This window comes from Bacillus sp. TH30 (assembly GCF_016650875.1).
Taxonomy (GTDB): Bacteria; Bacillota; Bacilli; order Bacillales; family Bacillaceae_G; genus Bacillus_A; species Bacillus_A mycoides.
Genome location: NZ_JAEKEY010000002.1, coordinates 1425846 through 1446857, shown reverse-complemented (window position 1 = coordinate 1446857; position 21012 = coordinate 1425846). Strand labels below are relative to the sequence as shown.

The 21012-nt window shown below is 34.7% G+C and carries 22 protein-coding genes; 21 read left to right on the top strand and 1 reads right to left on the bottom strand.

Features of this window, described 5'->3' with window-relative positions; all coding sequences use genetic code 11:
- The first annotated feature begins 5 nt into the window (after positions 1-5).
- Together JFU20_RS09635 and JFU20_RS09630 are read left to right on the top strand one after the other, a co-directional pair.
- Positions 6-515, top strand: a complete 510-nt coding sequence (locus tag JFU20_RS09635; protein WP_002166184.1) for a GNAT family N-acetyltransferase — start codon at positions 6-8, stop codon at positions 513-515.
- Between the two features lie 221 nt (positions 516-736).
- Complete coding sequence (locus tag JFU20_RS09630; protein ID WP_002087115.1) at positions 737-1750, top strand: LacI family DNA-binding transcriptional regulator; 1014 nt, start codon at positions 737-739, stop codon at positions 1748-1750.
- 39 nt (positions 1751-1789) lie between these two features.
- On the opposite strand, the gene yhfH is transcribed toward JFU20_RS09630, so the two are convergent.
- Complete coding sequence (gene yhfH / locus JFU20_RS09625) at positions 1790-1918, bottom strand: protein YhfH (protein ID WP_000567010.1); 129 nt, start codon at positions 1916-1918, stop codon at positions 1790-1792.
- A 203-nt stretch (positions 1919-2121) separates the two neighbouring features.
- Between yhfH and JFU20_RS09620 the strand changes: the two genes are divergently transcribed.
- From JFU20_RS09620 to JFU20_RS09530, 19 genes are all read left to right on the top strand, one after another.
- Positions 2122-2856 (top strand): MBL fold metallo-hydrolase, encoded by a 735-nt coding sequence (locus tag JFU20_RS09620; protein ID WP_002166183.1) that lies wholly within the window; start codon positions 2122-2124, stop codon positions 2854-2856.
- A gap of 9 nt (positions 2857-2865) precedes the next feature.
- Positions 2866-3855 carry a lipoate--protein ligase gene (gene lplA, locus JFU20_RS09615; RefSeq protein ID WP_002011189.1) on the top strand — a complete coding sequence of 330 codons (990 nt, stop codon included), beginning with the start codon at positions 2866-2868 and terminating at the stop codon, positions 3853-3855.
- A 178-nt stretch (positions 3856-4033) separates the two neighbouring features.
- Positions 4034-4459 (top strand): hypothetical protein, encoded by a 426-nt coding sequence (locus tag JFU20_RS09610; RefSeq protein WP_002166182.1) that lies wholly within the window; start codon positions 4034-4036, stop codon positions 4457-4459.
- Between the two features lie 164 nt (positions 4460-4623).
- Entirely contained in the window at positions 4624-6156 is a 1533-nt protein-coding gene (locus JFU20_RS09605) for a fatty acid--CoA ligase family protein (RefSeq protein WP_201038568.1), read from the top strand.
- A 185-nt stretch (positions 6157-6341) separates the two neighbouring features.
- Positions 6342-6593: a hypothetical protein gene (locus JFU20_RS09600; protein ID WP_000435463.1), complete on the top strand. Its 252-nt coding sequence runs from the start codon at positions 6342-6344 to the stop codon at positions 6591-6593.
- 96 nt (positions 6594-6689) lie between these two features.
- Positions 6690-7712 carry an S-layer homology domain-containing protein gene (locus JFU20_RS09595; RefSeq protein WP_033713386.1) on the top strand — a complete coding sequence of 341 codons (1023 nt, stop codon included), beginning with the start codon at positions 6690-6692 and terminating at the stop codon, positions 7710-7712.
- Positions 7713-7945: 233 nt separating this feature from the next.
- Positions 7946-9001 (top strand): sulfate ABC transporter substrate-binding protein, encoded by a 1056-nt coding sequence (locus tag JFU20_RS09590; RefSeq protein WP_002166179.1) that lies wholly within the window; start codon positions 7946-7948, stop codon positions 8999-9001.
- 21 nt (positions 9002-9022) lie between these two features.
- Positions 9023-9850 carry a sulfate ABC transporter permease subunit CysT gene (gene cysT / locus JFU20_RS09585; protein WP_002166178.1) on the top strand — a complete coding sequence of 276 codons (828 nt, stop codon included), beginning with the start codon at positions 9023-9025 and terminating at the stop codon, positions 9848-9850.
- Between the two features lie 11 nt (positions 9851-9861).
- Positions 9862-10719, top strand: a complete 858-nt coding sequence (cysW, locus tag JFU20_RS09580; protein WP_002166177.1) for a sulfate ABC transporter permease subunit CysW — start codon at positions 9862-9864, stop codon at positions 10717-10719.
- Between the two features lie 12 nt (positions 10720-10731).
- The gene (locus JFU20_RS09575) at positions 10732-11805 is read left to right on the top strand and encodes a sulfate/molybdate ABC transporter ATP-binding protein (RefSeq protein ID WP_201038567.1); all 1074 of its coding nucleotides are present in this window, start codon (positions 10732-10734) and stop codon (positions 11803-11805) included.
- A 165-nt stretch (positions 11806-11970) separates the two neighbouring features.
- Entirely contained in the window at positions 11971-12822 is an 852-nt protein-coding gene (locus tag JFU20_RS09570; protein ID WP_002011203.1) for a leucine-rich repeat domain-containing protein, read from the top strand.
- A gap of 15 nt (positions 12823-12837) precedes the next feature.
- Positions 12838-13155 carry a ribonuclease E inhibitor RraB gene (locus JFU20_RS09565; protein WP_000671650.1) on the top strand — a complete coding sequence of 106 codons (318 nt, stop codon included), beginning with the start codon at positions 12838-12840 and terminating at the stop codon, positions 13153-13155.
- 262 nt (positions 13156-13417) lie between these two features.
- Positions 13418-13882 (top strand): DUF6882 domain-containing protein, encoded by a 465-nt coding sequence (locus JFU20_RS09560; protein WP_201038566.1) that lies wholly within the window; start codon positions 13418-13420, stop codon positions 13880-13882.
- A gap of 137 nt (positions 13883-14019) precedes the next feature.
- Positions 14020-14958: a hypothetical protein gene (locus JFU20_RS09555; protein ID WP_002166173.1), complete on the top strand. Its 939-nt coding sequence runs from the start codon at positions 14020-14022 to the stop codon at positions 14956-14958.
- Between the two features lie 217 nt (positions 14959-15175).
- The gene (locus JFU20_RS09550) at positions 15176-15613 is read left to right on the top strand and encodes a WapI family immunity protein (protein ID WP_002166172.1); all 438 of its coding nucleotides are present in this window, start codon (positions 15176-15178) and stop codon (positions 15611-15613) included.
- Positions 15614-15767: 154 nt separating this feature from the next.
- On the top strand, positions 15768-16616 hold the full coding sequence (locus JFU20_RS09545; RefSeq protein ID WP_201038565.1) for a hypothetical protein: 849 nt from the start codon (positions 15768-15770) through the stop codon (positions 16614-16616).
- 1070 nt (positions 16617-17686) lie between these two features.
- The gene (locus tag JFU20_RS09540; protein ID WP_002166170.1) at positions 17687-18793 is read left to right on the top strand and encodes a metallophosphoesterase; all 1107 of its coding nucleotides are present in this window, start codon (positions 17687-17689) and stop codon (positions 18791-18793) included.
- A gap of 133 nt (positions 18794-18926) precedes the next feature.
- Positions 18927-19904: an HD domain-containing protein gene (locus JFU20_RS09535; protein ID WP_201038564.1), complete on the top strand. Its 978-nt coding sequence runs from the start codon at positions 18927-18929 to the stop codon at positions 19902-19904.
- 484 nt (positions 19905-20388) lie between these two features.
- The gene (locus JFU20_RS09530; protein ID WP_002011216.1) at positions 20389-21000 is read left to right on the top strand and encodes a hypothetical protein; all 612 of its coding nucleotides are present in this window, start codon (positions 20389-20391) and stop codon (positions 20998-21000) included.
- The last annotated feature ends 12 nt before the right edge of the window (positions 21001-21012 follow it).

The following is a 21012-nucleotide window of genomic DNA, read 5'->3' as shown; positions in this document are numbered from 1 at the left end:
ATTCGGTGATACGATTAGCAAAAGAGGTTGATGCGGAATCAATTATGGAGATTAGAAAAGAAATTATATTATCAGAAACTACTACAAAGTTTTTTATATCATCTCCAAATAAATTACCAAATGATATTGATTCAGAAAGAGAAAAGATACAGACAAGTAGTGAAAAAGGCAACCTTTATATAGTTTACGAGGTAGATAGTAAGGTGGTTGGCTTTCTGGTTTTCAAACGATATGAACTAGAACGGTTACGACATGCAGGCACAATGGGAATGGGGATTAGGGAGGCGTATTGTAATCAAGGCATTGGTACGAAACTAATTGAATTTCTTATTAGTTGGGCTAAAGGGCAGAAAGGTTTAGAGAAAATTTGCTTAGGTGTAGTTTCTATTAATGATAGGGCAATTCAAGTGTACAAACGTATTGGCTTTGTAGAAGAAGGAAGACAAAGAAAGCAAATTAAATATGAAGATGGATCATATGGAGACGATGTATTGATGGGTTTTTATATTGAATAAAAGCGATGTTAATAAGAAGATGTATATACGTAATGGTATGTACATCTTTTTCATATGCTTACTGTAAACTTCTAAAAGTAGTATGTATCTCCCTGCCATTAACAGACTTTTCCCTATGTATAATATTAATATAGTAAAATCATAAGAACCTATATTGCAGTTTCCAATAATATACTATATAATCAGGATAAGAAAACGTTTTCAGCAAAGGGGGAAATTTCGTGTCGACTATCGAGGACGTGGCGAAATTAGCGGGGTTATCAAGGACAACGGTTTCTAGGGTGATCAATAATCATCCATATGTTTCAGATGAGAAGAAGAAAAGGGTTCAATTAGCAATGAAGCATTTAGGCTTCGTTCCTAATTCTGCGGCGAGAAGGCTTCGTAAACAAAAAACAGAAACAATTGCGGTGCTTGTTCCAAGGATTACAAATCCTTTTTTTAGTAGATTTATTGAAGCAATCGAGATTGCTGCTTCTGAACATAAATATAAACTGATTATTTGTCAAACAAGATATTTACCGGAAAAAGAGATGGAGTATTTACAATTATTATCTACGAAACAAGTAGATGGGATTATTCTATGTTCACTAGAAAATCCATGGGAGAATGTGGAGCCATACTTGCAACACGGTCCAATCGTGTTATGTAATGAATATATTGAGGAAGCAAATGTTCCAACAGTGAAGTTCGATCATGCACAGGGTGCATACATAGCTGCCAATCATGTATTAGAACAAGGATATCGTAATCTGATATTTTGCCGTGGTAACGAAACGAAAGTAGTGAGCCAACAGCGAAAAATGGGCTTTTTACGCGCTATTACTGAAAAGAGTAGAGAAGTGGAAGCGATCGATTTTCTTGAAAACGCTTTCTCTTGGGATGATGGAAAACGAATATTTAATGAAGTATTAAAGGACAAAAAAAATCCTACCGCGATTTTGGCAGGAGGCGACGAGGTTGCAGCTGGAATTATCTCAGAGGCGAAACGCCATGGTTGGAGTATTCCAGAAGATCTCGCTGTGATCGGTTTTGATAATCAAATTTTAGCGCAGATTACAGAGCCGGGTATTACGACAATTGAACAGCCAATCGACGAGATGGCCCGAAAAGTTGTCGACTTAATGATGGATAAAATCCATACGAAAAATTATCGACAAAAAGAATTGTATGAGTTTGAACTGGAGCTCTTGGTGAAAGGTTCAACGATGAAGGATACGATGTTATTAGCCTAGTAGACTATGTCTGCTAGGTTTTTTTATGTTTACAAACTACTATTCTTCGTGAACGCAATCGTCACATTTGTTATGGTATGCTTCGTGCTGCTCATCAATTTCCTTCCCGCAATGAGCACAAGTTTTCGTCGGTAAATTTCGGAAAAACTCCATTGGTTGATCGATCATGTCAATCCCTCCATTTCCATTTCTTACTATCATTGTATTAGTACAAAAAACAAAAGTCAACAACTGTTTTATAACAAAAGTGAAAATTAATGAAAAAGTTTAGGAAATGGATTATAGTTAACAATGTAGGATGTAAGTAAAAAACTTTCTCAAGTACGGAAAAAAACGGCATTCCTACGCGGTTTTAGAAAGGATGGATACATATGAAGATGACTGTTGTCGGCTTTTGGGGCGGCTTTCCAGAAGCGGGAGAAGCAACGTCGGGGTATTTGTTTGAACACGATGGTTTTCGTTTACTTGTAGACTGTGGCAGTGGTGTACTAGCACAGCTTCAAAAATATATAACACCATCTCATATAGATGCAGTTGTACTGTCGCACTATCATCACGATCATGTTGCAGACATTGGGGTGTTGCAATATGCGAGATTAATTACGAGTGTAACAAAAGGACAACTACCAGAATTACCAATTTACGGTCATTCGTTTGATGAGAATGGATTTAATTCTTTAACGCATGCACCGCATACGAAAGGAATCGCGTACAATCCAGAAGAAACACTTCAAATTGGACCATTTTCCATTTCATTCTTAAAAACTGTTCATCCTGTTACATGCTTTGCGATGCGTATTACAGCTGGCGATGATGCCATAGTATACAGTGCGGATTCAAGTTATATTCCTGAATTTATTCCGTTCACAAAAGATGCTGATCTTTTCATTTGTGAATGTAATATGTATGCACATCAAGAGGCTGCAAAAGCAGGGCATATGAATAGTACGGAAGTAGCAAGTATTGCGAAAGATGCAAATGTAAAAGAACTTTTATTAACGCACTTACCGCATACAGGAAACCCATCTGATTTAGTAACAGAAGCAAAACAAATTTTCAGTGGCCATATTACGCTAGCGCATAGTGGCTACGTATGGAATTCATGAGGTGATACGATGTTATTTATTGATAATAAAGGGATTACAGATCCTAGAATAAACTTAGCGATTGAAGAATATTGTGTGAAGAATTTAGATATTAACGAAACATATTTACTGTTCTACATTAACAAACCTTCCATTATCATTGGTAAAAATCAAAACACAGTAGAAGAAATTAATGCAGATTACGTAAAAGAACAAGGAATTCATGTCGTTCGTCGTCTATCAGGCGGAGGCGCAGTATATCATGATTTAGGAAACTTAAACTTCAGCTTTATTACGAAAGATGATGGAGATAGTTTCAGCAACTTCAAAAAGTTCACAGAGCCTGTAACGAAAGCGCTTGGTAAATTAGGCGTAAATGCAGAACTAAGTGGTCGTAACGATATTTTAGCTGAAGGTAGAAAAATTTCAGGTAACGCGCAGTTCTCAACGAAAGGTCGTATGTTTAGTCACGGTACGTTACTATTTGACTCTGAAATCGATCACGTTGTATCAGCACTAAAAGTGAAAATGGATAAAATTCAATCAAAAGGAATTAAATCAATCCGTAGCCGCGTTGCGAATATTACAGAGTTCTTAAACGAAAAAATGACGACAGAAGAGTTTAGACAACTTCTTCTAGAAACAATTTTCGAAGGAGAAACAGAAATTCCAACGTACGAATTAACAGAAAATGATTGGAAAGAAATCCATAAACTTTCTGAAGAGCGCTACCAAAATTGGGATTGGAACTACGGAAAATCTCCGAAGTTCAACTTACAACATTCACACCGCTTCCCAGTTGGACAAGTTGACGTTCGTCTTGAAGTGAAAAAAGGAACAGTAACAGAATGTAAAATTTACGGTGACTTCTTCGGCTCACTAGATGTGCATGACATTGAAGAGCGTCTAACAGGTGTACAATTTGATAAAGATGCATTCATTGTAGCTTTAGAAGGCGTAGATATCGCACGCTACTTCGGTAATATTACAACAGAAGATTTCTTGCATTTATTCTTCTGAAAATGAGGGAGGCTGTCATAAAAGACAGCCTTTTTCTTTTTGTGTGGATTGTCACTTTTGGTTTTTGAGTTGCGGCTAATATAATTTCATTTATCACGAATATCGTCATTAAAACATCCACTTCCAGGACATCTGCTCCTTATAAAGGAATATATATACTAAAAGGAGGGTGATCGAAATGAAAAGGATAATACACTTTATATTATTGATCAGCTTCGTTATAGGGATGACAGCGTGTAACGATGAAACCTCCTCAAGTCGTACAACTTTATCTATTGGGAAACCAGCGGGGGATAATGTCATATATTATACGCATACAGATAACGAAAGAAAGATACATGATATACAGGCTATGTTTCAAAATAAGAAATGGAAAAGAAATGAAACGTTTAGCGCTGTTAATAAAACGCCAGATGTTGTCTTGTCTATAGATGAAGACGATAAAGGGTTACCGACACTATATGTTACAGTGTATTTTCATGAAGATGGAGCGGACGCGATTAATTTGTATGGAGAGTATACGAGTTTAAATAAAGAGGAACTTGATAAGCTTAGAGACAAGATGAGCGCATATTATCCTAAAATGATTTCTGTCCTCGTTTAATAATTTGTTGGCAAGTAGAATCACCTTATATTTCCAAAGTTATTCAATAGGAAGTACGCCGTGTATATGCAATTAATGGAATATCACTTGCTACTTTAATTTTCTTTTAATATAATTAATTTAGAATTTTTAAATATTCTAAATTTTATAAAGGTGGGATTTGTGTGAATCTCGTTCAATCTTTGGCTGAAACGGCAAAAAATAAGGGGGATAAACCGGCATACATATTTATGGATCAGTCGGTCTCGTATGACCAATTAAACAAAGTGGTCACTAGGTTTTCTAGTAATTTAGCAAAAATGGGCGTTGGAAAAGGGGACAATGTCGCATTAGCTGTTGGCAATTCACCACATTTTTTAGTCGGTTTATACGGAACAATGAAAGCAGGGGCAACTGTCATTCCAATTAATCCAATTTATACAGCAGACGAAATACATTACATATTACAAAATGGAGATGTAAAAACAATCATTGTACTCGACGTCCTTCTACCTGTTATACAATCTCTTACAACAAGACTTCCTTCACTTGAAAATATCATCATATGCGAAACCTCATCAGATTTTACTCATACAGAAACTGAAAAAATGAAAACGTTTACTAGTTGTATAGGAACTGGAGATGTAACTTACGAAGGTCCTGAACTAGATGAAGAAGATGTAGCTGTTATTTTATACACTTCAGGTACAACTGGAAAGCCAAAAGGCGCTATGTTAACACATAAAAATTTATATAGTAATGCTAGCGATGTGGCGTCGTATTTACAATATACTGCGGACGATCGCGTCGTTGCGGCACTGCCGATGTTCCATGTGTTCTGTTTAACTGTTGCGGTAAATGCGCCGATTGTGAACGGGGCAACAATTTTAATGTTACCGAAGTTTAGTCCGAAAGAAGTATTCCGTATTTGTCGTACGTATGAACCAACGATTTTTGCAGGTGTGCCGACGATGTACAATTACTTATATTTATTTGAAGAAGCAAGCGCAGAAGATGTAAAGACGCTTCGTCTCTGTATTTCAGGTGGTGCGTCAATGCCTGTTGCCCTTCTGCAAAACTTTGAAAAACGTTTTGATGTGATTGTTTCAGAAGGATACGGCTTATCAGAAGCATCACCAGTTACTTGTTTTAATCCGTTAGATCGTCCTCGTAAACCAGGTTCGATTGGTACAAATATTTGGCATGTAGAAAATAAAATTGTGAATGAACTTGGGGAAGAAGTACCTGTCGGTGCAGTTGGGGAGCTAATTGTTCGCGGACCTAACGTTATGAAGGGTTACTATAATGCGCCAGAAGATACAGCTGCGACACTTAAAGACGGCTGGCTATATACAGGAGACTTAGCGAAAATGGATGAAGAAGGTTACTTCTATATCGTCGATCGCAAAAAAGATATTGTTTTAGTTGGCGGTTATAACGTATATCCTCGTGAAGTAGAGGAAGTATTATATACTCATGATTCGGTAGCTGAAGTTGTCGTAATCGGTGTTCCTGATGAAAACTTAGGAGAAGCAGTGCGAGCTTACGTCGTTCTGAAACAAACGAGCGTAACAGAAGAAGAGCTTATGCATTACTGCACGTTACATTTAGCGAAATATAAAGTGCCAATGAGCATTGAGTTTTTAACAGAATTGCCGAAGAATACAACTGGTAAGTTGTTACGAAGAGCTCTGAGAGAGAAGGCATTGCAAGTATAAAAATAAAGATATCCATCTCTATGACTACATGTTTAGAGATGGATATCTTTTTGTCCTGTAAAAGCTCGATTCGTGTGGATGGACAAAATCCCTACTCATTAAAGTCTCACTTTATTTTTTAGAATTGGTTAAGCTATAAGCCCATATATTTAAACCGTAATATGAACAATAAGGAGGAGATATACGTGGAGCAGAAGGAATTACGCTTAAGGAAAGTACAATATCTTATTTGTGACATTATGGATGAAATGAATATGGAGAGTGAAAAGAAGAACTTAGAAACATTGCAAAAGGTAATTGATCACCTTTCAGGGGCGATTGGGGATTTAGTGGATCCATCGGGTACGTATTCATTAGACTATTTAGAGAGAAAAGTGCATACTGCTCATTATTTATTGTTTAAAAATGATCGGAAAGCATATTTGTGTAATAAATAGGAGTATTTGTTTAATTTTTTATTTGACATTGATAATCATTATCAATATGATAGTTATGTTGGGTATATTCATATAAAGGGAGATGTCATGTTGATAATGATTAAGAAAAAATATATTAATGCATTCGTTATAGCAGCAACTTTAGCAGTTCCACTAAGTGGTTTCAATGCGCCAATTGCAAAAGCAGATGTGATTGAAATGAAGGCAGCTAGTAAACTTGCAGATGGTACATATGACGTTATTTTAAAAACGTATAAAGATCAAACGAATGAAACATCTGTTGCTTCTACGTATTTAAAAAATGCAAAAGTAACAATTCAAGGTGACAAAAAAATCGTTACGTTAACAGTGCAAGATAGTAGCTATTTCCAGTATCTTAAAGTAGAAGATACTAATAAATTAGGGACATTCCATGATGTGAAAGTGATCTCTGAAGATAAAACAAATAATGGTACGAAAGTTGTTCAATTTGAAATCGATGAGTTCTCGAAAAAATATAATATGCAAATGCATATATTAATTCCAGCAATTAAATATGATCATAAATATCAAGTGCAGTTTGAAATCGATGCGAGTGCAATTGAAAAGAAATCTAAGTTCTCAGATGTACCGACTTGGGCACAAGAGTCAGTTCAATATTTAGTAGACAAAGAGGCAGTACACGGTAAGCCAGATGGTACATTTGCACCAGCTGAAAATATCGATCGTGGTTCAGCAGCAAAAATATTAGCTACTGTTTTAGGATTAGAAATTAATAAAGATGAGAAGCCATCATTCTCTGACGCGCAAAATCATTGGGCTACACCATACATCGCAGCAGTTGAAAAAGCTGGCATTGTAAAAGGTGACGATAAGGGTAACTTTAATCCGAGCGGGCTAATTAACCGTGCGTCAATGGCTTCTATGCTTGTGAATGCATATAAATTAGAAAGAAATGAAAATATTAAACTACCAAAAGAATTTGCTGATTTAAAAGATCATTGGGGTACGAAGTATGCGAACATTTTAATCCAAGAAAATATTTCAGTTGGAACAGATAATGGATGGGCTCCAGATAAATCGGTAAGCCGTGCAGAAGCAGCTCAATTTATTGCGAAGACAGATAAGTTAAAGAAATAAATCGAAACTAAAATCAGTGGGATTCCATTCCCGCTGATTTTTAGCTTGTATGAAGTTTCTTATATAATAATTCTGAATTCCAAGTTGACACATGTGAATTACGGAATTAAAATGGAAAGAAATCAAACAGAATACAATAGAAGCTCATCAGAGAAACTGAAGGCGCACAACGTTCACTTTTGTGAATAGATTGTGTGCCTTTTTCTATTGTACAAACTAAGGGGGCTTTATATATGAAACAGTGGAGTAAGACAGCATTAATGAAAAGTACAGGTGTTTTATTATCAGCATTTGTCCTTTTGTCAGGGTGTGGTTCGGCAACATCCACTAACAATTCTGAAGGAAGTGCAGATAAGAAGACAGTCGAACTTTTAAATGTTTCATATGATCCAACGCGTGAGTTATATCAGGATTTCAATAAAGACTTTGCGAAGTATTGGAAAGAGAAGCATGGTCAAACAGTAAATATAAAGCAATCACACGGGGGATCTGGAAGTCAGGCACGCTCCGTTATTGACGGCTTAGAAGCAGATGTTGTAACACTAGCGCTCGCTTATGATATTGACGCGATTAGTAAGAAGAAACAACTAGCAGAAGATTGGCAGAAGCGACTTGCGGATAATTCTACTCCGTATACATCAACGATTGTATTTCTTGTGAGAAAAGGAAACCCGAAAGGAATTAAAGATTGGGATGATTTAACGAAAAAAGGTGTGTCTGTCATTACACCGAATCCAAAAACATCTGGGGGAGCACGGTGGAACTATTTAGGGGCGTGGGGATATGCACTGAAGAAATATAACAATAGTGAAGATAAAGCGAAAGAGTTTGTCGGTCAAATTTATAAAAACGTGGAAGTACTAGATTCAGGAGCACGCGGGGCAACGACGACTTTCGTTGAAAAAGGAATTGGTGATGTGTTAATCGCTTGGGAAAATGAAGCGTTATTATCACAAAAAGAACTTGGAAAAGATAAATTCGAAATTGTAACACCTTCGATTAGTATACTTGCCGAGCCGCCAGTAGCAGTTGTAGACAAAGTCGTTGATAAAAAAGGAACGAAAAAAGTAGCAGAAGGATATCTTGAATATTTGTATTCAGAAAAAGGGCAAGAAATTGCGGCGAAAAACTTTTATCGCCCTCGTAATGAAAAAGTAGCAGAAAAGTACGCATCACAATTTCCGAAAGTTCAATTATTTACAGTTGATGAACTATTTGGAGGATGGAAAAAAGCACAAGAAAAGCATTTTAATGATGGCGGCGTATTCGATCAAATGTATAAAAAATAAGGGGGGATGAGGTGACGTTATATGAGGAAGAAGCGTGTCTTACCAGGGTTTGGATTATCTCTTGGATTTACAATGCTGTATATGAGCTTATTCGTACTTATACCACTTTCTATCGTATTTATTCAAACTTCGCAGCTAGGCTGGAAGAAGTTCGCACAAGTTATAACGAGTGAGCGTGTGTTGCATTCCTATCAAGTAAGTTTCACAACTTCACTTGCAGCGGCAATCGTAAATGCCATTTTTGGTTTATTAATTGCTTGGGTACTCGTTCGCTACACATTTCCAGGGAAGCGGTTATTAGACGGACTAATCGATTTACCATTCGCTCTTCCGACTGCAGTAGCTGGTATTACACTTACGACGCTTTATGCGGAAAATGGCTGGGTTGGAAAAATATTTAGTGTGTTTCATATAAAAGTAGCTTTTACCCAGCTCGGCATTATTGTTGCACTTACGTTTATTGGCTTACCATTTGTCGTTCGAATGGTGCAACCAGTGCTGCAAAGTATTGATAAAGAAGTAGAAGAAGCAGCTTCTAGTTTAGGGGCATCACACTTCCAAATATTTGTGAAAATCATTTTGCCAGAAATATTCCCGGCTCTACTTGCTGGTTTTTCACTCGCCTTTGCGAGGGCGTTAGGAGAATATGGATCTGTCGTGTTCATTGCAGGTAATATGCCGATGAAAACAGAAATCGCACCGCTTATGATTATGACAAAACTCGAACAATATGATTATGCAGGCGCAACGGCTGTAGCGGCTGTGATGCTTATTATTTCTCTCCTTTTCCTACTACTTATTAATATGATTCAAACTTGGAGCAGAAGGCATGAACTGAAAAGCGAATAGGAGGGGAGAAAATGGAACCAACATTATTAGAAAAGAAAATAGTAAAAAGCGTATCAGTTAAAAAAGAATCTAAGTTTGTACCAATTCTATTCATTACGATAACAATTTTATTTTTATCTCTCTTTCTATTACTGCCGCTCGTGACAATTTTTATGAAAGCATTCGAACGAGGAATTGATGTATATATTGCCGCCGTGACAGATCAAGAAGCATTTTCAGCAATCAGGCTAACACTTCTCGTTGCTTTAATTGTTGTGCCGCTGAATACGGTATTCGGAATAGCAGCAGCTTGGCTTATTACGAAGTTTCAGTTTAAAGGAAAGCAACTATTATTATCTCTTATTGAACTGCCGTTTGCTGTATCACCAGTTATCGCAGGATTGGTATTTGTTTTACTTTTTACACCGAGGGCAGCTCTTGGCGGTTGGTTACTGGAACACGGGATAAAACTCATTTTCTCTGTTCCAGGTATTATCATTGCGACGATATTTGTTACGTTTCCGTTCGTTGCGCGTGAATTAATCCCAGTTATGCAAGCGCAAGGGAAAAGTGAAGAAGAAGCAGCTCTATCACTTGGCGCAAGCGGCTGGAAAATGTTTTGGCACGTCACATTACCAAATATAAAATGGGGTCTATTATACGGCATGATTTTATGTAATGCCCGCGCCATTGGTGAGTTCGGCGCCGTTTCCGTTGTATCTGGTCACGTGCGCGGCATGACAAATACAATGCCGCTTCATATTGAAATTTTGTACAATGAATATCAATTTTCAGCAGCGTTCGCTGTGGCGACTTTAATGTCACTCATCGCAGTTTTTACGCTCGTTATAAAAAACTGGATTGAATGGAGAATGGAAAAACGACAATAAGGAGTGAGTGCGGTGAGTATTCAAATTCAAAATGTATCAAAACAATATGGTACATTTCAAGCGCTGACAGACATTCATTTGGATATTCCAAAAGGTGAACTGGTCGCTTTATTAGGACCATCAGGTTCTGGGAAGACGACGTTATTACGAATTATTGCAGGACTAGAAGAAGCGGATGGAGGTTCGATTTCTTTTGATGGGGAAGATTTAACTGATATTCACGTGAAAAACCGGCAAGTCGGTTTCGTCTTCCAGCACTATGCACTTTTTAAACATATGAATGTATTTGAAAATGTCGCTTTCGGTTTAAAAGTAAGAAAGAAAAACTTACGACCTTCAGCTGAAGTAATAAAAGAAAAAGTAACAGAACTATTGAAACTAGTAAAAATGGATGGTTTCGCAAAACGTTATCCAGCGCAATTATCTGGCGGACAACGCCAACGTATCGCACTAGCCCGGGCACTTGCAGTCGAACCGAAAATTTTATTGCTAGATGAACCGTTTGGTGCACTTGATGCAAAAGTACGGAAAGAATTGCGAAGATGGCTCCGGAAACTACATGACGAATTTCAAATTACGAGCGTATTCGTAACGCATGACCAAGAAGAAGCGTTAGACGTTGCGGACCGCATCGTTGTAATGAATGAAGGACGTATTGAACAAATGGGAACACCGGAAGAAGTATATGAAAAACCGGCAAGCCCGTTCGTATACGACTTTTTAGGAAACGTGAATTTATTTCACGGCCGCGTTCATAAAGGTAAACTAAATGTAGGATCGGTGGAACTAGAAGCACCAGAGCATAAGCACGTTTCAAACGTAGACGGAGTGGGATACGTAAGACCACATCACTTATCAATCGATCGTACGAAACAAAGTATAGATGCCATCCCGGCGAAAGTAACATACTCACATGCAGTTGGCCCTGTCGTATATGTAGAATTGAAGCGCGACGGAACAGGTGAGTATCTAGAAGCAGAAATTAGTAAAGAACAGTTTAGACAGCTAGGCATTCAAACAGGTGAGTTTGTATACGTACATCCGAGAGAAGTGAAGGTGTTTATTCCGGAGGATTTTGTTATTTAGGAGAGTAGTATTATAAATAAATTTAAAATGAATTAATAATAAAAAACGATAATAGTAGCAACCTACCGATAATAGGAGGTCGTCCAAAAATGTCTTTTGGATGACCTCTTTTTTGTTTTACTGTGCTATCTTATTGTTATGTGAAATATAGTTGAGGAGTAGTTTATGAACTTAAAATATAAAAATGGTTTTTATGTAAGCGAAGATGAACATGGGGAAACTGTATTAGTATCTCAAAAAAACTTAGGTGAATGTATAGAATATATCAATAGGTTTAATATTTCTAGAGTACAAATATCTGATATGCACTACAAATTGGAAGATATTAACTTTTTGGGTGAGTGTGAAAATATTACGCATTTAATGTTAGATAACATGTTTTTAAAAGATGTATCTAGTGTATACAATTTAAAAAATCTTAAAGACTTAGCAATAGTTGATTCTAATTACGTATTAGAGTTGGATAGAGTAAAAAACTTAGAAAATTTAAGTATGTACTGTGATAAAAAGATAACAGGTTTACAGGAAATGTGTACTTTAAAATCACTTTCTTTATGGAAATACAATCCTAAAAATAGAGACTTGAAAGAATTAGGAAAATTACGAGGGCTAGAATACTTTAAAATTACTCAATCAAAAATTGATTCACTTAGTGGAATTGAAAGTTTCGGAAACTTAAAATCTCTACAATTATATTATCTTCGTACATTAAAATCACTAGAATCTTTAAAATATACAAGTGGAAAATTGACTAGTTTGGAAATCGAGATGTGTAAAAATATAGAAAAATTCTGTAGTATTCAATATTTAGAGTCTCTAGAAGTATTACGTTTATTAGACTGCGGAGATATACCAACAATAGATTTTATAAAAAATTTAAAAGAACTAAATTGTTTTTCTTTTGTAGGTAGTACTGTTGTCGATGGAGATTTAAGTTTTTGTGAAGGAATAGAATATGTGAGCTTTACAGATAAGAAACATTATTCACATAAAAAGTTATCTTTTAACAAGGTATAATGAAAGGAGAAAAAAATGAAATTCCCAAAAGATGAAGATGGACAAGTATTAAATATGTTATATAAGCAAGGGATAGATTTTAATAAAAAACATATAGTGGATTTCTTTATTGCAATTCCTGATCAAGGTAATGGAGAAAAAATAATTGGCAGACTACAAGAGCTGGGCTTAAATTGTGAATTAGATTATAATGAAGAATTTGAAGATTGGACATGTACTTGTTCTAAAGAAATGTTCTTAATTTATGAGGATATCGTAGAGATGCAAAAGGAATTGAATAAACTGGGTGAAGAGTTTGGTGGATATACAGATGGTTGGGGTGCATTTGTGTAATAGTGAATTTATTTATCGTGATAAAATAAATTAGACTGAGTAAAGAAACTATTTATGGAAACAAGAGCTTATATAAGCTCTTGTTTCTTTGTATATATTAAGATAGCTTAGTGGTAGAAACGTATATGATATGTGGGGGGCAGTCTGCCCGTAAAAGCCCAATTGGCGAGGGCTGATTAAAGTTTCACTTTATATAGGTTGTGAGAGAGAGTAAGATATATTGTTTGTAGCGGAGATCTTGAAGTAAAGGAGCGTGTGATAATTGGCAATGACGGATGAACAATTCGAGAATTATCTTGTTATGTGTTATGACAAGTTAGAAAGTAAACAGCAAAAATTCATTTCGGATTATAATATCTATAACTTTGATGAGTATTGGTATGATCAAGATCAATGTATATTACAGTTTAAAAAAAATGGTCAAATGTTACTTGAATTTAGTGTTGTTTTTATAGGTTCTTGGTCTGGAAAGAGTAACAGTTGGATGTGGTCTTGGGCTAATGAAAATGTGGCTGATTATGCAAGAAGTAAGTCTAACTGTTTGAAAGATTTACAAAAGATTACAGGGAATGAGATTTTTATAAATTCACTTTTTGAATGCGATCAAGAAATGGCGTATGAGCTAGCAGCCTTTTCCATTGAATTTTTAGATGCAGAAGGAATATATATAGCACCAGGTGAGAGAAGTGATTTGTTTATGGCTGTTATGTTACCGAATGGATTGTAAGTAGAGCCTACTAAAAATTATAGATAAGGTAAGATGAAAAAAGGAAGAGCTAACGTAAGCTCTTCCTATTATCTGGTGGAAGTGAGAGCATTCCGACTGAATTAGAGTATTATCAATTCATTGGAGGTCTGTTAGTTATGAAAAAACTAGTATTTAATAAGCGGATGGATTTTTCATATATAGAAGGAGAAATTCTCTGCATTACAACGGGAAACAAACAAGATATTATAATTTTAGTATTGGATAAAAAGGTTACAGACATTTATTATTATAAAATTATACACTCGTTGAAATCTGGCGTTTTGAAACAATATATTATAGAAAATAATCAATATTTTAACTTCATTCAACCTTTAGGAGAAAATTGGATTTTGGTTAAAAGTTTCGTTGAGAAAAAGGAAGATACAACGGCTACAATTTTTGATAAAAAAGGAAATATCGTTGCTTCATATTACTTAGGAAATGGAATAAAGTATTTTCAAGTTGATGAAGAAGAACATTTATTGGTTGGGTATAGTGAAGAAGGTATATTTACTTCTGTAGATGAATTGTTTATTTCAGATGAAGAGTTCGATTCGATAGATTGGGAAAATATATATGATACTAATAAATTGGAAAAGAGCGGACTAGCTATTTTCTCTAAAAATGGCGATTTAATTACTAATGAATTCAATAATTCAATAAAGAGATCTGTCTGTGATTGTACAGCAATACATATACAGAAGACAGGGAATATTTTAATGTCTTACTATAACGAGCAAGGAACACATACATTCACACAAATTAATAAAGAACGATATGAACAAGTTATTCTGTATGAAACAGCATTGAATCATACATCACTATGTTTAAAAATAAAAAATACTATTATCTTTGGTGTAGATAACAATCAAATACATGCATATTCACTTGTAAATAAAAAATTAGCAACTCTGTTAACAGTAGATAGCGATGGAAATCCTATTCAATTTGAGTATATTTTTTCAAGGGATCAAACAATATATGCTGTTAAAGGGAAACGAATATTTTGTTGGGAGCAATATGGGATTTTAGAAGAGGGAGAAAAGCTGATGTAGATTTTTCTCTCTTTTGTACACATTAATTTTTGTTGGCTATAAAAACATAAGGATAAACGCTATACTATCATTATAATTCTAAAGCAAAAAAAGGTCAGACACCTTCATTACCAATAAGAGATTAGATGAACTTATAAATATAAATTTTCCACAATTATACTTTAGATTAGTTATTTATTAGCCAAGTTGTTATACGTATTATAGGGAGGTATAAATAATGGAATGTTTTCATATAGGCGAGCAGGATGATAATTTCATCAAGATTGTTATAACTGACTTTTCAGGTGAAGGAGATAGTTATTTTGGTGGAGCTTATTTCAAAGGAGAATGTGAACTAGGTTGTTCTGGTTTTAAAGTGAAAACGACATCATTTTATTTTGACAATAATGATATATATCACTTTTACAAAGACCTTCAAAAAATATATACCTTGGGATTTGGAACAGTACATTTTAAATCAGAATCAAATGAGTTATCTTTAACTTGTCACTTGGATATTGATACATCTTTCAAAATTTCAGTTAGTTTTAAAGAGCTTGAAGGAGATAGCACGCTAAGTTGTTATATATATGAATTCTATGAATATATACTTAGTATTAAAAGTCAGCTTTCTTCATTTTTAAATACTTTTAAATTCAATGGAAATGAGTCTTGAAGGTTTTTCTGCCGCACCAATCTGGGAGTGGGATTAGGAGAATGAAAGGGTAGTATTTAAAATAATAATTGAGAGCGAGCGTCAAACTTATTAAAAGTATAGAAGTTTGACGCTTATTTTTATGTTTAGAATCAATGAGAGGATTTTCATCTATATGAAAGATATTGTATGTAAAGAGTTAATAAGTTTTAAGGATATTGTTGAAGCTTATCAGTTAAAAAAAGTGAGTTTGGATTATAAACAAAATGTGATTTTACTAGTACAAGATAATACGAATCAACCTTGTATTATTTATTTGGATAAAAATAATGTGAATATAAGTAAATTCAATTTAAACGTAGATATCGATGTTGAATCTGTCCAATGTATGCAACGAATTGGAGAGAGATGGTTACTTATATTTAATTATGAAGAGGAAAATGCGGTTATTTATAATGCGGACGGAAGTGAACATTGTAAGTTTTATGCCGGAGAAGGGATTCAAGATTGTCAGGTTGATGTGAATGAAGATATATGGGTTAGTTATTGTGATGAAGGGGTTTTCGGAGAGTGCCCAATTGGAGTAAATGGTATAGTTGCTTTTGACTCTACAGGTCACTTGATTTTTAATAATTATGATCAATATGTAGAAAGGTTTAATGTACCTCCTATAGATGATTGTTATGCAATGAACGTTATAGATGGAGACGTTTGGCTCTATTATTATTCAGAATTTCCCTTAGTTCAAATGAAAGATAAAAATTTTCATATGTTGTGGAATGAAATAAATGTAACGATGGAAATATGGTCAGAAAGTTTTGCGGTTGTTCAAGGTAAAGTAGTATTCATTACTCGAGATAAAAAGTTGGTTGTTTATGATTTAAATAATAATCATGTGTATGATAGTAATCCTTGTAATGAACTAGGTGAGCCAATTCAACTTGTTAATTATTACAGCCGAGGATCTGTTATGTATTTCCAGACGGATGATGCGCTGTATTATGTTGAGTTACTTAATATATGAGGGGATAAACGTGAGCGAACGTTTAAAGAGAATTGCAATGTTAAGAGAAAGGATTGTCTTTATACGCAGGGTTTTATCTTTGGTATTCTACAGGTAAACATAATTATAAACAGCAAAATAGGCCAGCCTATAACAAGGAATATGTGAATAAAGCTGCTAGAAAAGCAGGTTAAAATTAGGCCTCAAAGCATTTGTGGGCGTTAGATTAATAGAAAATGCTTATGGCAGTATACAAAGGACATAAACAAACATATAAAAACTAGCGTTAAAATAATAAAAAATCCAGAAAGTGATTTTGGTGAATTTGATGATGAATTTTAATAGTGTAGATAATTTATTTTCGATACTTTTAAAGTATCCAGTACGTATAATTTTAATATGTATTGGAATCGGCTGGATTTTTAAATGTATCAAACAAGGTTTCTTATTTTCAGCTGCACTTATGTTAACGATACTTACACTACTTTTTATTGTTACATTTACAGACATATTAGCGTCTGTTTTAAATGGTATTCCCCTTGCTATACAATATAGTGGTGTAGTATTTTTGGTAATACTATCATGTGTTATATTTGATTATGAATCTTCTCGTCAGTGAACTACTCACAACTTATCGTTCTTGCAGACTGTTTTCTATGTATGTGTGTTGGGATAGCCAGTGGGATTTTAAAAAAGAAAAGTAGCTCTTATAATTAAGTGAAAATATAGCGAAATCAGCGGTCAAAGGAGCGCTATTCACTGGTAGTAAAGCTGTTGGAGGGATAGGACTGATTCCGGACGTGGTGGTTTTTGTAGATGGATATTATAAGGTGTATAAAAAAGGATATACGGATTATAGACCGAAAAAAACTAATTCTAAGAAAAGGTGGTTTTAATATATCAGTTACAAAAAAATGTCCGATTTAATGTAAGAGGATCACAAATAGCAGGTTACTATAAAGAAAACCTGTAAAAATAACTTTGTGCTGTAACAGATAAAGCAGCTTATTACGGTCCGTTTGGAATGCTTACTATTTACGTTCTAGGCACATAACAAGTTATAATAGAAGAAATCAATAAGGAGGCTGGTTGTGAAGAATCTTCGTTATTTCAATATATTTACTATGTTACTTGTATACACACTACTCATGTTTTACATCGGCTGGAACGGATGGGTTTGGCTTCATGCGGTGTTCGGCTGGGAATCTTGGGGATATTACGCTTTCGTAGTTGGTTTTATTTCATATGCGTACATTCTCGTACAAGTGTTTAAATTTCTTCCTTTCCTGCGAACGGTCGGTTCAATTTGGTTTGCGGTTATACAATACGCGCTTATGTTATTGCCGTTAGCCGATATTGCCGTCTTATTATTACAGTTTTCAGTGGAGAAAGAGACGGCAATTATTTGGACAGGAACGGTCGTTTTACTCGTGTTCATTTTTATCTTTGCATATGGAGTATTCAACGCATATAGTCCAGTAGTAAGAAAGTACGAAGTGCACATACCGAAAAAAGTAGAAGGGCGTAAAAGTTTACGCATTGCGATGGCTTCTGATATGCATTTCGGTAAACTGTCTGGAGTTGCTCATTTAAAGAGACTCGTTCGTCATGTAAATGAAATGAAACCCGATATTATTTTACTGCCTGGTGATATTATCGATGATCATCCAGGTGTGTTCATTCAAAAAAATATGGGGCCAATCATGAAACAGATGAAAGCTCCATTAGGCGTATATGGTGTGTTAGGAAATCATGAATATTACGGCCGAGCTGTTCCTGAGTTTTTACAAGAGATGGATAAGATTGATATTCGTATTCTTTTAGATGAAGTCATTACAATTGAAGATGATTTTTATCTCGTTGGAAGAAGGGATAAAACAGAGCGAGATCGTCAAAGCTTTGAAAATCTAATGAGTACGGTAGATAAATCGCTTCCTGTTATCGCAATGGATCACCAACCATTTGAATTAAAACAAGCAGCGGACGCCGGCGTTGATTTATTATTATCCGGTCACACGCATCGCGGACAAATGGCGCCGAACCATATTGTGACGAGAAGAATGTACGAACTAGACTGGGGATACGCACAAAAAGGTGCATTCCACGCAATTGTTTCTTCTGGATTTGGATTCTGGGGACCACCGCTTAGACTGGGAAGTAGATCTGAGATTGTGCAGGTTGAAGTTACATTTGAATAGGATTGTGAAATAGAGAGCTGAGTGCTCTCTATTTTTTAATTTAAAGGTACAAAATATTCGAGGGAAGTTCTTTATTTACTCTCTGAAAAAAGAGATACTATAAGAAGACTCTGCTTGAAAAGGGGGATTTTAAGTGATCATATTAGATGTCATATACGGTGAGTTTAAAGTAGATAAAGTGTTAGAAGAATTAATTTTAAGTAAACCTGTGCAAAGGCTGAAAGGGGTTCATCAAGCCGGAGCAAGTTATTTAATGAATGAGAAATGGAATGTAACACGCTTTGATCATTCAGTTGGTGCTATGTTGTTAATTAAAAAGCTTGGTGGTTCAGTAGAAGAACAGATTGCTGGTTTACTGCATGACGTATCGCATACTGCTTTTTCCCATGTGATCGATTACGTTTTTGATAACGAAAATGAAAGTTATCATGAAGAAATATTTAGTTCTGTCGTGAAGAACTCGGAAATCCCGGCGATTCTTTCAAAACATGGTTATAACTATGAAGATATTTTGTTAGATGATTCGAAGTGGACATTACTTGAAAAATCTGCGCCAGAATTATGTGCAGACCGAGTGGATTACACATTACGGGATATGTTTACATATGGATATATTTCTTTAGAAGAAGTTCATAGTTTTTTAGAGGATTTAATCGAAGTAGATGGGAAAATGGTTCTTCAAAATATTGAAATTGCAGAATGGTTTACGAAGACGTATTACAAAGAAGTAATTGATTTCTTTATGAAACCAATGAATATTTATGGAAACGATATGTTAGCTAAAACGTTAAAATTAGCTCTTCATAAAAAGATAATCCATCCAGATGATTTTCTTCTTGAAGATCATGAGCTTATTACGAAATTGCGGCTATGTAAAGATCAAGAAGTAGATGCTTTATTAAGAAAAATTCATCCAAGTATAGAAGTAAAAGAAGATAGAAATGAGTATGATCTACATCAGAAAAATAAAGTGCGTCTTATTGATCCTTCATTACTTCGTGAAGGTGAAGTTGTTCGATCGTCTGTTGTATCGGAAAAAATAAGACAGATGAGCGATATCGCTTATGAAAAGGCGATAAGAGGGATGTATGTGAAAGTGATTTCTAATTAGTTTATTTGTAATAGGAAAAGGTGTCATCAATTATGATGACACTTTTTCGCTTTAAAGGGTTGTTCGTATGGAAATGTGTTACATTTTTACGAGACTATAATATTTTACCAGAGAAATACCTTTTATAGTAAAAAATAAATTTTATAAAGTTTTCCATCAAAAATAATTTGTGAAAAAAGTACTAATTTTTAATGTGACAAAAATAATATATTTTTCAATAATCGCTTTAGAATCTTTCGCTCTTTATATATGGATTGTTATATTTTTTAAGATAATTTAAAGGTTTTTGTCGTTTTTTGTTGTTATTTTTATATTATGATAAACATAATGTTCGGAATCAGCCATTATAACAGAAAAATTTTAAAAAAACAGAATTGAATCATATTGCTTATTTTAATATAATTTATTTGTTAATTAATAACATATTTAGGGTATGATTCTTTATTGCGGTGAGAATTCTTTTTAGCATAGGAGGATTTACAGAATGGTTAAAACGGCAAAACCTGAAATGATGAATGAATTAAAAGAAACAGTTTACAAATTCTTTCCGAAAAATATTGTGAAAGAAGAAGGATTGTACGAGGAGTCCAAAGAGCATAAAAAGTTTGTAGACTTGAAAGAGAGTTTTGTAAAAAACGAAAGCTCTCAAAAGGAAGTTTTGTCTTTAATCGAGTCAACATTTTGTGATTATCACGTGTCAGACTATACAGATTTAAACCTATATAATTGTCTAGAATATAATGTGTTACTAAATGGAAAAGAACCGATGTTAAATGATGATATTGATTGGATAAGAAAATCAAGAGGCGAGCGCCTTGATTTAGGGGTTTTTGTTAGCTTACTTGATAAATATTATTATTACTACGTATTAAAAACAACATATGATGAAGATGTAAGGGAATGGACTTTTGAAACAATCGATGTAGAAATGGATACCATTTGTGAATTTGAAAAACTAATGAATACAAAAGGGTTTGTAAGAGTAGAGCGAGAGGTTGCTAGAACTGCAATTCCTGATATAGAAACGGAATGTTTACGTATGGGGGAAGTTAACGTATTCCACGCTTTATTCACGGATTCTGTTAGTGAAATATAGGTTTTAAATTAT